At 60.7% G+C, this 13,171-nt stretch carries 12 protein-coding genes; 6 read left to right on the top strand and 6 right to left on the bottom strand.

Translation table 11 applies throughout. The features are described from left to right. Positions 1-19: 19 nt before the first annotated feature. On the bottom strand, positions 20-736 hold the full coding sequence (locus KD146_RS13705; RefSeq protein ID WP_212659391.1) for an anti-sigma factor: 717 nt from the start codon (positions 734-736) through the stop codon (positions 20-22). Continuing rightward, entirely contained in the window at positions 733-1,287 is a 555-nt protein-coding gene (locus KD146_RS13700; protein ID WP_249327869.1) for a sigma-70 family RNA polymerase sigma factor, read from the bottom strand. The genes KD146_RS13705 and KD146_RS13700 overlap by 4 nt, the downstream gene beginning before the upstream one ends. A 194-nt stretch (positions 1,288-1,481) precedes the next feature. Here KD146_RS13700 and argB point away from each other — a divergent pair, with 194 nt between their 5' ends. After that, positions 1,482-2,384 (top strand): acetylglutamate kinase, encoded by a 903-nt coding sequence (argB, locus tag KD146_RS13695; protein WP_212659390.1) that lies wholly within the window; start codon positions 1,482-1,484, stop codon positions 2,382-2,384. Between the two features lie 59 nt (positions 2,385-2,443). On the opposite strand, the gene KD146_RS13690 is transcribed toward argB, so the two are convergent. Further along, the gene (locus tag KD146_RS13690; RefSeq protein ID WP_249327868.1) at positions 2,444-3,940 is read right to left on the bottom strand and encodes a DHA2 family efflux MFS transporter permease subunit; all 1,497 of its coding nucleotides are present in this window, start codon (positions 3,938-3,940) and stop codon (positions 2,444-2,446) included. Next, complete coding sequence (locus tag KD146_RS13685; protein WP_212659389.1) at positions 3,940-4,563, bottom strand: TetR/AcrR family transcriptional regulator; 624 nt, start codon at positions 4,561-4,563, stop codon at positions 3,940-3,942. The genes KD146_RS13690 and KD146_RS13685 overlap by 1 nt, the downstream gene beginning before the upstream one ends. Positions 4,564-4,826: 263 nt before the next feature. Between KD146_RS13685 and ilvA the strand changes: the two genes are divergently transcribed. The 3 genes from ilvA (at position 4,827) to KD146_RS13670 (ending at position 8,540) form a co-directional block, all read left to right on the top strand. Beyond that, on the top strand, positions 4,827-6,335 hold the full coding sequence (gene ilvA / locus KD146_RS13680) for a threonine ammonia-lyase, biosynthetic (protein WP_212659388.1): 1,509 nt from the start codon (positions 4,827-4,829) through the stop codon (positions 6,333-6,335). A gap of 180 nt (positions 6,336-6,515) precedes the next feature. Next, positions 6,516-7,757, top strand: coding sequence for a hypothetical protein (locus tag KD146_RS13675; protein WP_212659387.1), 1,242 nt, complete (start codon positions 6,516-6,518; stop codon positions 7,755-7,757). An 81-nt stretch (positions 7,758-7,838) separates the two neighbouring features. Continuing rightward, positions 7,839-8,540 carry a pyrimidine 5'-nucleotidase gene (locus tag KD146_RS13670; RefSeq protein WP_212659386.1) on the top strand — a complete coding sequence of 234 codons (702 nt, stop codon included), beginning with the start codon at positions 7,839-7,841 and terminating at the stop codon, positions 8,538-8,540. Here KD146_RS13670 and KD146_RS13665 read toward each other — a convergent pair whose 3' ends face one another. Then, complete coding sequence (locus KD146_RS13665) at positions 8,541-8,909, bottom strand: VOC family protein (protein ID WP_212659385.1); 369 nt, start codon at positions 8,907-8,909, stop codon at positions 8,541-8,543. 171 nt (positions 8,910-9,080) lie between these two features. Here KD146_RS13665 and KD146_RS13660 point away from each other — a divergent pair, with 171 nt between their 5' ends. Then, positions 9,081-10,070: a potassium channel beta subunit family protein gene (locus tag KD146_RS13660; RefSeq protein ID WP_212659384.1), complete on the top strand. Its 990-nt coding sequence runs from the start codon at positions 9,081-9,083 to the stop codon at positions 10,068-10,070. A gap of 109 nt (positions 10,071-10,179) precedes the next feature. Further along, positions 10,180-12,057, top strand: coding sequence for an ABC transporter ATP-binding protein (locus KD146_RS13655; RefSeq protein WP_212659383.1), 1,878 nt, complete (start codon positions 10,180-10,182; stop codon positions 12,055-12,057). Here the strand turns inward: KD146_RS13655 and KD146_RS13650 are convergent. Continuing rightward, positions 12,054-13,043 carry an acrylyl-CoA reductase family protein gene (locus KD146_RS13650; RefSeq protein WP_212659382.1) on the bottom strand — a complete coding sequence of 330 codons (990 nt, stop codon included), beginning with the start codon at positions 13,041-13,043 and terminating at the stop codon, positions 12,054-12,056. The two genes, KD146_RS13655 and KD146_RS13650, sit on opposite strands and share 4 nt — an antisense overlap. Positions 13,044-13,171 lie beyond the last annotated feature (128 nt).

Below are 13,171 nucleotides of genomic sequence, written 5' to 3'. Positions count from 1 at the left end.
TTCTAGTGATCCAAGAAAACTATATTCTCGTAACGGCACCCTTGGCCACTATGGGACCATGCGGATTGCCATCTGGCGAGCCACCGGCCTCCTCGAGGGTAATAGCCAGTACAGACCCTTCGCCCCAACCGGCCATCACGTCAGGAGAGATCTCCACGGCACTCCGCTGATCGACGGGAATGACGCCCATGGAGATGGGGTTGTTGCCACCCTGAATGGCCCAGAGCTCGAAATCCTTGTTCGGGACAGCGTCGCCCGAAAGCGCAGTGAGCCGAACATTGCCGCTGCCATCATAGAGAGCGACAAACTTGACGGCGCTGCCTTCTTCCTCGAGCGCGGCGACCAGTTGCGTGGTCAGACTTGAAACGTCGCTGGCAGGCTGCATCAGATTGAAGCCCACGGCAGCCACGGCAACCGCAAGGGCGCCGGCAGCAATTGAACGCCACACCATCAGGCTCTCCCAGAAGCTGGCCGTCGGACGTGCCTTGACCACGTCGCCAAAGGCGCGTGCTTCGATAGCGGCGTAGATGTGGCCGGGAACGGGGGTTTCTTCGTATTCCTCGTTGAGCGCGGCAAAGCGCGACACCCAGAAGTCGCGTTCGGCACGCAGGCTCTGGTCGTTTTCGATCAGGCGACCGACGCGCTCGTGTTCGCCGCTGGAGAGAAGGCCGAGCACATACTCGGCCACCAGGGCGTTGCGGTCCTCGCCATCCTTGATGTGGTCATCTGTGCTCATGCGCTCAGGCAATCTTTCAGTTTGATCAGACTCCGGCGCAGCCAGGTCCGCATCGTGTTCAAAGGCACGGTATGACGGCTCGCCAGTTCCTCATAGCTATAGCCATCAAGATAGGCACCGCGCACCGCATCGGCACGATCAGGTTCGAGCGTGCCCAGACATTGTTCGATCTGGGCTCTTTCCTGGTTGTCCTGCGTGGCCCGCTCGGGAGAGGGACCAGCATCGGGAATTTCCAGCGCCACATCGATATCGTCAGAAACCGGGCGACGGGCCCGCAGAATATCCAGTGCGTGATTGCGTGCCACGGCAACGAGCCAGCTAATGGGGCTGGTATTGCCTGCCACGTAACGATCGGCGCGTTGCCAGATCTTCACATAGACTTCCTGAATGGCCTCCTCGGCTTCTGATCGGTCCTTCAAGATACGCAGGGTGACGCCAAAAAGTTTCGCGCTGGTCCGCTCATAAAGAGTGCGGAAGGCAGCGCGGTCGCGCAGGGCGCAGCGCGAAATCAGATCAGCGATGTCCTGGGACGGCGTCTGTGTCATCGTCATGGTATAGCGGACCTCCGGGCAGTGGCCCATCCCCCGCCTTGCCCCAGGCGCGGTCTGGCAAGAGGTTATACGCGCCTATCGCGGAAAAGGATCAGTCGCAAAACCGGTACAAGCGTCTTTTCCTTTGCAGCCGAATGCTCTATTCCCGGTGCGGACTTTTTATTGCCGTTCGACCAACCGATTGGGTCTGCCAAATGTCCGATAAAGCCGCCGAGACCGACCGGTTCAGCCACGATGCTGGCATTCTGGCCCAGGCGCTGCCCTATATGCAGCGCTATGAAGGAAAGACCGTTGTGGTCAAGTATGGCGGGCACGCCATGGGTGACGCCAAGCTGGGTCAAGCCTTTGCCCGCGACATCGCCCTGCTCAAGCAGTCCAAGGTCAATCCGATCGTGGTGCATGGCGGTGGGCCGCAGATCGCGCTGATGCTGAAGAACCTTGGCATTGAATCCAAGTTCGAAGGTGGGCTGCGCGTTACCGACAAGCGGACCATGGAAGTGGTCGAGATGGTCCTGGCCGGGTCGATCAACAAGGAAATCGTGGCGCTGATCAACGCCGAGGGCGAATGGGCAATCGGCCTGTGCGGCAAGGACGGCAACATGGTGTTTGCCCGCAAGGCCGAAAAGACCGTCAAGGATCCGAACTCCAATATCGAGCGCGTGCTTGATCTGGGCTATGTCGGTGAGCCGGTCGAGGTGGACCGCACCCTGCTCGATCTGCTGGCCCGTTCAGAGCTGATCCCGGTGATTGCGCCGGTGGCGCCGGGTCGCGATGGCAATACCTACAATATCAATGCCGATACCTTTGCTGGCGCGATCGCCGGATCGCTGGGTGCCAAGCGCCTGCTGTTCCTGACCGACGTGCCCGGCGTGCTCGACAAGGACGGCACGCTGATCCCCGAGCTGAGCGTGCGTGAAGCCAAGGAACTGATCGCCAATGGCACCATTTCGGGCGGCATGATCCCCAAGGTGGAAACCTGCTTTGCCGCGCTCGAAGATGGTGTGGAAGGCGTCGTCATTCTCAATGGCAAGCAGCCCCATGTGGTGCTGGTCGAGCTGTTCACCGAGTTTGGTGCCGGCACGCTGATCGTTCGCTAGGGCGCGCTCCGAAACTACACGAGAAAGGCCGCCATTTCTGGCGGCCTTTTATTTTGGGATCAGACCTCGACCACAGCTGGGGCCGCGCCGGGTCGCTGTGCTGGCACAACCCGCTTGAACAGCGGGGATAGCAGCAGCACCACACTGAAACTGCCCATGACATAGAGCAGGGCTGTGCTGGCGGCACCGGCAAAGGCAGCGTGCTGGCTGGAGCCAGCGGCGAATGCTGTGCCCAGATTGCCAAAGAACAGCTCGCCGATAATGGCCACGCCCAGCGCGCCACCGACCTGCTGGAAGGCCTGTAGCGACCCCGAACCGGCCCCGGCGTCGCGCGGTGGCACATTGGCCAGCACGAGCTGGAACAGCGAGGAGAAGCCCAGGCCCAGCCCGATACCGGCAATCAATAGCGGCGGCAGAAAGGCCCAGTGATCAATGCTGTCGGTTACACCCGCGATATAGAAATGCAGCAGACTAATGCCCACCGCGATCAGTGCGCCAGCTGAAGCCAGACGGGCGCGCAAAAACCGCGCGCCAAAGCGGCCGGCAATGGCCGAGGCAACCAGAACACCGACCGAGAAGGGCGTGTTGGTCAGACCCGATTCGAGTGGAGTGAAGCCAAAGCCACCTTGCAGGAGCAGGGAAATTACCATGAACATGCCGGGAATGCCCGAGGCAAAAATGGTGGTGACAAAGGCGCCGAACATGAACTGCTGATTGGTAATCAGATCGAAGTTGAGCAATTGCGACAGACCAGCGGCAGCGCGGGCGCGGGTCCACAGGACAAACAGCACCAGCAGCACCAACCCCGTCGCGATCATGGCAAACGCCCAAAGCGGCCAGCCATAGGCGCGCCCCTCGATGATGGGGAAGATCACGCACAAAATGCCCAGACCAAACAGCAGGATGCCGACATAGTCGTTACGCAGGACCGCATGGCCGGGAAGCCGCGGGATGAGGAACCAGCCTGCAACCACGGCGGCGATGCCGATGGGAATGTTGACCAGAAAGATTGGCTGCCAGTCCAGCCCGAACAGATTGGCCGAGACCAGAACGCCGCCCAGAATGGGGCCACAAACGGCGGCCAGACCCGCGGACAGGCCAAACAGGGAGAAGGCCTGACCGCGTTCGTGGGGCGGGAAGGTGACCGTGGCGATGGCCAGCACCTGCGGGGTCATCATGGCGCCAGCCAGACCCTGAATGACACGGGCCGCGATGAGGAGTTCGATATTGGGAGCCAGACCACACAGCGCCGAGGCGGCCGTGAAACCGGCAACGCCCCACAGGAACAGCGTGGTGCGCCCGACAATGTCGCCGAGCCTTCCGAATGGCAGCAGGCCCAGGGCAAAGGCCAGAATATAGCCCGCGACAACCCATTCAATCTGGTTGTCCGTGGCACCCAGCCCTTCGCGCATGGAGGGCAGCGCCACATTGACGATGGTGACGTCGATCAGGTTCATGAAATTGGCAATAAGCAGCACGAACAGCGCCGGCCAGCGGCGTGGATCGGGCGCGTCGGTGGCCATCTGGCCCCCTGCTGCGGCTGAGTGAGCAGACATCAGGAATGATCCTCTAATAATTTGGGGTCGGCAATGAAGGCCCGCTCCACTTCGGCTATCAAAAGGTCGAGCGGGAACCGGGTGGAAAAGCCTTTGCGCCAGTGATCGGACAGGGCGCCGGTGGTGATCAGGGCAGCACTGGTGGGGTCAAGATTGGCGCGAAACATGCCTTCGGCTATGCCGCGGGCAAAGATCTCGGCAAACTCATCGCGCCAGTGGTCGTACATGGGCTGCATGATGTCGCGAATGGCGGGCTCAATCCGGGCCTTTTCAGTCAGCACGGTCAGCACGATGACCAGTTCTGGCATATCGAGAGTGGTTTCACGGAAATCTGCGAATTCGAGTCGCAGCAGTTCCAGCGCTGTCTTGCCTTGGCGCGAATTGCGCTGGGCCTGAACCCTGAAATCGTGCCGAATGCTCTCGGCCACCAGCGCGACCAACTCGGCCTTGGAAGGCACGTGATAGTGCAGCGTGGCAATGTTGATGCCGACGCGTTCGGCAATGTCGCGTGTGCGCAGACCCTCAAGGCCTTTTTCCACGATGATGTCGCGTGCAGCTGCCGCAATGGCCAGTCGGCGCTCATCACCGCTTTCGCGTCTGGTGGGTGGGCTATCTTGGGTCATGCGGTCCTCTGAACGCGGCTGCTATACACCCGTGACATTTATCAATCAATCATTTGATTGAGAATAATGTCAGTTGCGCATGGGCCCGCTTGCATGCGTGCGGATTCCCAAACTTCCGAACCGGCAACTGTCTCCAACTGTCTCCCCTCCCCTGTCTTCGCCCCCAAGCCCATACAGGTCATCAAGCGCGCACGGATTGGCGCGCCACTGTTGACAAATCTGCCGCCAAAGCGTTGCTCGCGGACATCATTGGAGTGCCCGCCATGCAGGATTATGTCCGCCGCATCCTCACCTCATCGGTCTATGAAGTGGCCGAGGAAACACCGCTGGAAAAAATGGTCATGCTCTCGGCGCGACTGGGCGTTGATGTGCAGCTCAAGCGCGAGGACATGCAGCCGGTCTTTTCGTTCAAGATCCGTGGCGCGCATAACCGGATTGCCCAGCTCAGCGCCGATGAGAGGGCGCGTGGGGTCATCTGTGCCTCGGCAGGCAATCACGCGCAGGGCGTTGCGCTGTCAGCCAGTCGGCTGGGTATCAAGGCGGTTGTGGTGATGCCTACCACCACGCCGGTGATCAAGATCAATGCAGTGCGCAAGCGTGGCGGCGAGGTAGTGCTGTTTGGCGACGGCTTTGATGCAGCCCGCGCCCATGCAGCCAATCTGGCCGAAAAGCACGGCTATGTGGTGGTGCATCCCTTTGACGACCCCGACGTGATTGCCGGGCAAGGCACGGTGGGCATGGAATTGCTGCGCCAGCATCCGGGCCCTATCGGGGCGATCTATGTACCGGTTGGTGGTGGCGGGCTGGCAGCGGGCATTGCCGCCTTCGTCAAGTTTCTGCGCCCCGAAATCCGGGTGATCGGGGTCGAGCCCGAAGAGGCTGCCAGCATGAAGGCGGCGATTGCGGCAGGCCATCCAGTTGCGCTGGACCAGGTCGGGCTGTTTGCCGATGGCGTGGCCGTGCGGCAGGTGGGCGATGAGACCTTCCGGCTGTGCCGCGAACTGCTCGATGACATTGTCACCGTCAGTGCCGATGAAATCTGTGCGGCGATCAAGGATATCTTTGACGATCACCGCGCCATTGCCGAACCGGCCGGCGCTCTGGCGCTGGCGGGTCTGCGCCGTCAGGTCGAACAGGGCGAAGCGCCCGAGGGCGCGCTGATTGCCATCAATTCGGGCGCCAATGTCAATTTCGACAGGCTGCGATACGTTGCTGAACGGGCCGAGATTGGCGAGCGCGCCGAGGCGCTGCTGGCGGTGGAGATCCCGGAGCGCCCCGGCAGCTATCGGGCGTTCATGCGTCTGTTGGGACCGCGCGCGATCACCGAATTCAACTACCGCTTTGCCCATGGCGAGAGCGCCAAGATCTTCGTTGGCATCAAGCTGACCGGTGGCGATGCCGAGAAACACGAGATAATCGCGATGCTGCGCAAGAATGATCTGGGCGTGATCGACCTGACCGACAATGAAGTGGCCAAGCTGCATGTGCGCCACATGGTGGGCGGCCGGGTCAAGGACCTCAGCGACGAAGTGGTCTATCGCTTCCAGTTTCCCGAGCGGCCCGGCGCCTTGCTGAAATTCCTTGAAGGGCTCAACGACGCCTGGAATATCTCGCTGTTTCACTACCGCAACCATGGTGCCGATTATGGCCGCGTGCTGGTCGGGGTTCAGGTACCGGCGGAAACCCACGCCGATTTCATTGCTCACATCGATGCAGTTGGATTTCCCTATTGGGCGGAAACCGACAATCCAGCCTATCGGCAGTTTTTATGAGAACAGTTTGAGTGTCGCGACAGCGCAATAAACACGCAATAGTATGACAGGCCCTATTTGTGGCTGCTTTGCATTGCAATTGGACTGCTGCAACGCCATTTGCAAAAGTTCAGACCACAAGAATTTTTGACGACGCCTAGCCGCTAAAAAATCAAAGCAATAACCAGCCGGAGACGCCATATGTGGACCACCAGAACAACCATTGTGATGCTGATGAGTGGCGTGGCCACCATCGCCTCGCTGGGTCAGGCCAGCGCGCTTGAAGCCCAGGCCTTTGTTGATCGCCTGACGGCGGTGTACAAATCGGCGGGGCTGGATTTTGAGTTTGGCTCCGCCACCATGGACGGCGACACCATCATTGTGGATGGCGTGACCATCTCGCCAGAAATGCATGGCGGTCAGGATCCGATGCACTTTGACACCGAGATCACCTTCTCGGGCGTCACCGAGGGTGACGATGGCAGCTACTATGCCGACAGCGCCACCATTCCCGACATCGAAACCGAGTTTGCCGCTGATCCCAAGGGAGAGTTCAGCCTCAAGGATATCCGGATCGAAGACCTGTATGTTCCCGGTGAAGATCCTGTACCGGCCATTGCCAATATGCAGCTGATGGGCGCGATGAGCACCGGCGCGCTGTCGGTGCGCCGCGCTGGTGAGGAAGTGATCGCCTTTGAGAGCTTTGTGAACAATTACAGCTACAATCCCGCTCAGGGCAGCGCTGATCTGGTCGATATGCAGTCGAGCGTGCTGATCAGCGGCATTGAGGCTGATCTGTCGAGCGTGAGCGAGGAAGACCCCGGCGCCGGTGCGATCATCGACGCGCTGGGCCTGAGCCAGATTTCGGGCGATATCAGCCAGGAATCTTCCTGGTCGATGGCCGACGGTCATCTGACGATCGATGAATTCCTGTTCGACTTCGCCGACGTCGGTGCGCTGGATATTCAGGCTGAAGTAACGGGCCTGACGCCAGCGGTGATCGAGCAGATCGTTGCCATGCAGGCCAATATGGAAGCCGGTGGCGAAATGACCGACGAGAAGGCCCAGGCGCAGATGATGCAGGGCATGGCCATCATGCAGGGCGTCTCGATCGTGGGCGCTTCGGTGCGCTATGACGATGCGTCGCTGGCCAGCAGCCTGATCGATTTCTTTGCAGCCCAGTCGGGCGCCGACCGCGACACCTTTGTGGCAGGTCTGAAATCAATGCTGCCCATGATGATCGGCGAGACCGGCATTCCGGCCCTCAAGGATATCGTGGTGCCGCCTGTTGAGTCATTCCTGGACAATCCCGAGAGCCTTGAAGTGCGCATTGCGCCACCATCGCCAACTTCGGCGCTGGTGCTAATGGCCGCCGCCGCCAATCCAGCCGGCCTGATCAAGGCGCTTGGCCTGGTTGTCGAAGCCAATATGCCGCTCGAATAGAGCCCGAAGGAGAGCGGCGCAACCGTGCCGCTCTCCAGGCCGTGAGATGAAACATTCAGGAATTTCGGGCATAGTGGCGACATGAATGATTTGACGCCACCGATCCGCAGCCTGAGCCATGTCACCGACTGGGTGTTTGACCTGGACAACACCCTGTATCCGCGCAGCTGCAATCTGTTCGCGCAGATCGACATCAAGATCACCGAATATGTGATGGGGCTGACCCAGCTTGAGTTCGATGCCGCGCGAACCCTGCAGAAGGGTTATTATCGCGATTTCGGCACGACGCTGAACGGCTTGATGAGCCAGCACAAGGTCGACCCGGACCACTTTTTGGATACCGTGCACGCCATCGACTATTCACCGGTCGATCCGCAACCCGATCTGGTGGCGGCGATCCGTGCCCTGCCCGGTCGTAAGTTCATTCTGACCAATGGCGATACCGGCCATGCCCGCGCCGTACTGGCCAAGCTGGGCGGCGGCGACCTGTTCGAGCATGTGCACGACATCCGCGCCATGACCTATGTGCCCAAGCCGCATCGCCAGGCCTATGAGGGCTTCTTTGCCCTGCACGACATCAATCCCACCCGCGCGGTGATGTTTGATGATCTCGAGAAGAACCTTGTGGTGCCCCATGATGTGGGCATGGCTACCGTGCATGTGGTGGCAGGCCAGGATTTTGCCCATGATCAGGTCGAGGCCTGGGAGCTGGGTCGCAGCAACGGTCCGCATATCCATCACATTACCGATGATCTAGCCCGCTTCCTGCGCGAGCGCCCCTGATCAGATATTGTTGAGGTGAAGCAGATTGCCGTCGGGGTCCTTGAACCAGACGGCCTTGAAGTCACCCGCCACATGCACATCGCCACGCCGCTCGATGGTGTCGTAATGCTCGAAGGTCACGCCCTTGGCCTGAAGGTCGGCGACAATGGCGTCAAACTGGTCCCCCACACCCCAGACCACCGCATTGGCCTGATTGGTGCCTGCATGTTCTGAGACATAGACGATCAGTGACGTGGTGCCCGTGCGCAACTGGAGCACATTGCCGTCATCCTTGATCAGCTCAAGGCCCAGAATGGTGGTGTAATAGTCACGCGCGCGGCCAATGTCGGCAACGGCCAGAATGGCGGAAGAATCGATGTCGCTGAGCATGTGGCAAACCCTGCGGGCCCTGGTTGGGATAACTGAGAATAAGCCGGTGCAACCAAGTGGTCCAGCGGCGGGTTTACAGCGTGCGCGTCAAATTATATGACAAATCAGTCCATCGGCAATTGCCGATGGAACGAGGGGCGGTCCAGTGCCGCAAAACAGCAGGAAAATCTCATGGAATATCGTCGCTTGGGCAAATCTGGCCTCAAGGTCAGTGAAGTCTCGCTTGGAAGCTGGGTCACCTTCTCCAAGCAGGTGGATCACTCCGAAGCCATGGCCCTGATGAGCCTGGCCTATGACGAAGGCATCAATTTTTTCGACAACGCCGAAGGCTATGAGGCGGGCGAGTCCGAAACCCTGATGGGCGCTGCGCTCAAGGATCTGGGCTGGAGCCGCGATAGCTTTGCAGTATCCTCCAAGGTGTTCTGGGGCGGCAGCAAGCCAACGCAGAAGGGGCTGAGCCGCAAGCATGTCACCGGGGCGTGCCACGCCGCACTCAAGCGGCTGCAGGTGGACTATCTGGACCTGTATTTCTGCCACCGTCCCGACATCGACACCCCGATCGAGGAAACCGTCTGGGCGATGCACAATCTGGTGACGCAGGGCAAGATCTTGTACTGGGGTACCTCGGAGTGGAACGCCCAGCAGTTGACCGAAGCCTGGGCCGTGGCCAAGGACCTCAAGATCACCCCGCCCGTGATGGAGCAGCCGCAGTACAATCTGTTCACGCGCGAAAAGGTCGAGAATGATTATCTGCCGCTTTATGACCTGATGGGTCTGGGTACGACGATCTGGTCGCCCCTGGCATCGGGCGCTTTGACCGGCAAATACAATGACGGCATCCCCGATGACAGCCGCCTGAACCTGCCCGGCTATGAATGGCTCAAGGACGCCTGGACCAGCGACGAGGGCAAGGCCAAGCTCGAAAAGATCCGCCAGCTGGCCGATCTCGCCAAGCAAGCGGGCATGCCGATCCATCACATGGCGCTGCTGTGGTGCCTGCGCAATCCGCACGTCTCGACGGTTATCCTGGGCGCGTCCAAAAAGTCCCAGCTGGCAGACAATCTGTCGGCGCTGGATGCCAAGGCCAAACTCACGCCCGATGTGATCGAAAAGATCGAAGCGATCATGGGCAATAAGCCTGCTGAACGGCAGCGTTTCTAGCTGCATGTGCAGGCCTTCGCGCGCGTAGCGCGAAGGCCTGCGCTTTTGGCATGGTGGCTTGCCACGCAAATCAGTTTCAGAGTGCGCCGCGCCGGGATAACATGTCGACATGACCGACCTTCCCGGGCGCCGACCACCGCCCATCCCCGAACAGACCCCCAGTTTCCGCGAGCGCATAGATAATCTGCGCCATCTCGGGCGTCTGCTGGCGCAGATCTGGCGCACCAGCAAACCACTGATGGCGGCCAGCATCGGCTTACGCCTGGTGGCCTCACTGCAGCCGATTGCCATGCTGTATGTGGGAAAGCTGATCATCGATGAAGTGGTGCGCCTGACGGGCATAGCCGCGCCGGGGCCGGGCTTTGCCGAGTGGTGGAGCAGTGGCGCGTTGACACCCGTCATTGCGCTGCTTGTGATCGAACTGGCGCTGGTGCTGGCATCGGACCTGCTGAACCGCGCCACCGGGCTGGTGGATTCCATTCTGTCGGAGTTGCACTCCAATACCGTCAGCGTCGAGTTGATGGCCCACGCAGCTCGGCTCGATCTGGTGCATTTCGAATCTGCTGAATACCAGGACAAGCTGGAGCGCGCGCGGCGTCAGGCGGCAGGGCGCAATGCGCTGCTCAGTCAGATGTTTGGGCAGGCGCAGGATATCATCACCGTGGCCACGCTGGCAGCGGGTCTGTTCATCTATGCGCCGTGGTTGATCCTGCTGCTGCCGATCAGCTTTGTGCCGGCGGTGTGGGGCGAGGCACGGTTCAACACGCTGGCCTATATGGTGAGCCGCTGGCGCACGCCCGAGCGGCGCGAACTGGAATATATCCGCCATGTCGGGGCCAGCGCCGAGACCGCCAAGGAGATCAAGCTGTTCGGTCTGGGCGGCTTCCTGATCGAGCGTTTCAAGACGCTGGCGCAGCGCATCTTTGCCGATAATCGCCGCATCGCCATGCAGCGCTCTTTCTGGGGCGCGCTGTTCTCGGCGATATCCTCGCTGACCTATTACGGTGCCTATGGTTTCATTGTCTGGCGCACGATCATCGGCGACTTCTCCATTGGTGACCTGGCGTTCCTGTCGGGCTCATTCCTGCGCCTGAACGGGTTGTTCCAGAAACTGCTGTTGGGCTTTACCCAGATTGCCGGCCAGTCGATGTATCTTGATGACCTGTTCTCATTCTTTGAGATCGAACCGGGCATCGTCTCGCCAGCTGAGCCCGAGCCGTTTCCAGACCCGATCGAGCAGGGCATCGTGTTCGAGAATGTAGGTTTCCGCTATCCCGATACCGAGACCTGGGCCCTGCGCCATCTCAGTTTCACGCTCAAGGCCGGCGAAACGCTGGCGCTGGTGGGCGAGAACGGGGCAGGCAAGACCACCATCGTCAAGCTGCTGACCCGGCTGTACGACCCCGATGAAGGGCGTATCACCGTGGACGGCATCGACCTCAAGGATTTCGCCGTCGCCGACATCCACGCCCATATCGGGGTGATCTTTCAGGATTTCATTCGCTACAGCCTGTCGGCCCGCGACAATATCGGGGTTGGCCGGGTTGAGGCGCAGGGCGATATGGCGCGCATTGCCAGCGCTGCCGAACGCAGCCTGGCCGATGCGGTGATCGCCAAGTTGCCGCAGGGGTATGACCAGCAACTGGGGCGCCTGTTCAAGAAGGGACGCGATCTCAGCGGGGGCGAATGGCAGAAGGTCGCCATTGCCCGCGCCTATATGCGCGATGCAGGCCTGATCATTCTGGATGAACCAACGGCCGCGCTGGACGCCAAGGCGGAAGCCGAAGTGTTTGCCCGCTTCAAAAGTCTGGCGGCAGGCAAGACGGCGGTGATCATCTCGCACCGCTTTTCGACCGTACGGATGGCGGACCGCATTCTGGTGATGGAAAATGGCGCCATACTTGAATCAGGCAGCCACGCAGAACTGCTGGCGCTGCGTGGTCACTATGCCGAATTGTTCGAATTGCAGGCGGCGGGCTATCGCTAGCGTGGACGCACCAGCACCCGCCCCTTGATCTCGCCGGCCAATATCTGATCGGCCGCGGCGGGCAGTTCTTCGAGGCCGATTTCGCGCACCAGATCGCCATAAGCAGCTATGTCGAACGTCTCGGCAATGCGCTGCCAAGCGGCAATACGGGTGTCGAAAGGCTGCATGACGCTATCGATGCCGATCAGGGTAACGCCGCGCAGAATGAACGGCAGTACATTGGTTTCCAGGCCAATACCGGCAGCATTGCCCAAGGCGGCAACCACGCCATCATATTTGACCTGTTTGAGCAGCTTGCTGAGCACCTTGCCCCCGACGCAATCAATGGCCGCGGCCCAGCGGGAAGATTCCAACGGCTTGTCGGGCTGCGCGAGAAACTCGTTGCGATCGACAATGCTGGCAGCGCCCAGCGCAGTGAGCGCCTCGGCATGCTGGGGACGCCCAGACAGGGTCGCCACGGTGTAGCCCAGCTTGGCGAGCAGGGCGGTGGCAATGGAGCCGACACCACCGGCGGCGCCCGTAACCAGCACCTCGCCCGATGCGGGGGTCAGCCCTGCCGCTTCCAGACGGTTGATCGAGAGCATGGCAGTCAGCCCTGCCGTGCCTACCACCATGGCGTCGCGCGTGCTCAACCCGCCGGGCAGGGGCACCAGCCAGTCGGCATTGACGCGGGCGCGCTCGGCAAAGCCGCCCCATTGCACCTCACCGACCCGCCAGCCGGTGAGCACCACCTTCTGGCCGACCGCGTAGCGATCATCGGCGCTGTCGCGGACCGTGCCGGCAAAATCGACGCCAGCGACATGGGGATAGTTGCGCACCAGACCACCGCCCCCGGTCAGGCACAGGCCATCCTTGTAGTTGAGGCCGGCCCAGTCGATATCGATGGTCACATTGCCCTCGGGCAAACGCGCCTCGTCGATTTCAGTGACAGCGGAGCTGACCTTGCCCGCGTCGTCGCGGTCGGTGAGAAGTGCGCGAAATCCCATGGGGTGATCCTTCATCGTGATCGTTGTTGGGGGCAGTCTGCCCTGTTGGGTTCGATTTTCCAATCCGCCCTTTGGCGCGATCAATCGTCCTGCTGGGCGCAGCATCATGACCGCGCGTTAAGGCTGAA

The sequence above is a fragment of the Devosia litorisediminis genome (assembly GCF_018334155.1).
Taxonomy (GTDB): Bacteria; Pseudomonadota; Alphaproteobacteria; order Rhizobiales; family Devosiaceae; genus Devosia; species Devosia litorisediminis.
This window is presented reverse-complemented; position numbering and strand designations above follow the sequence as displayed.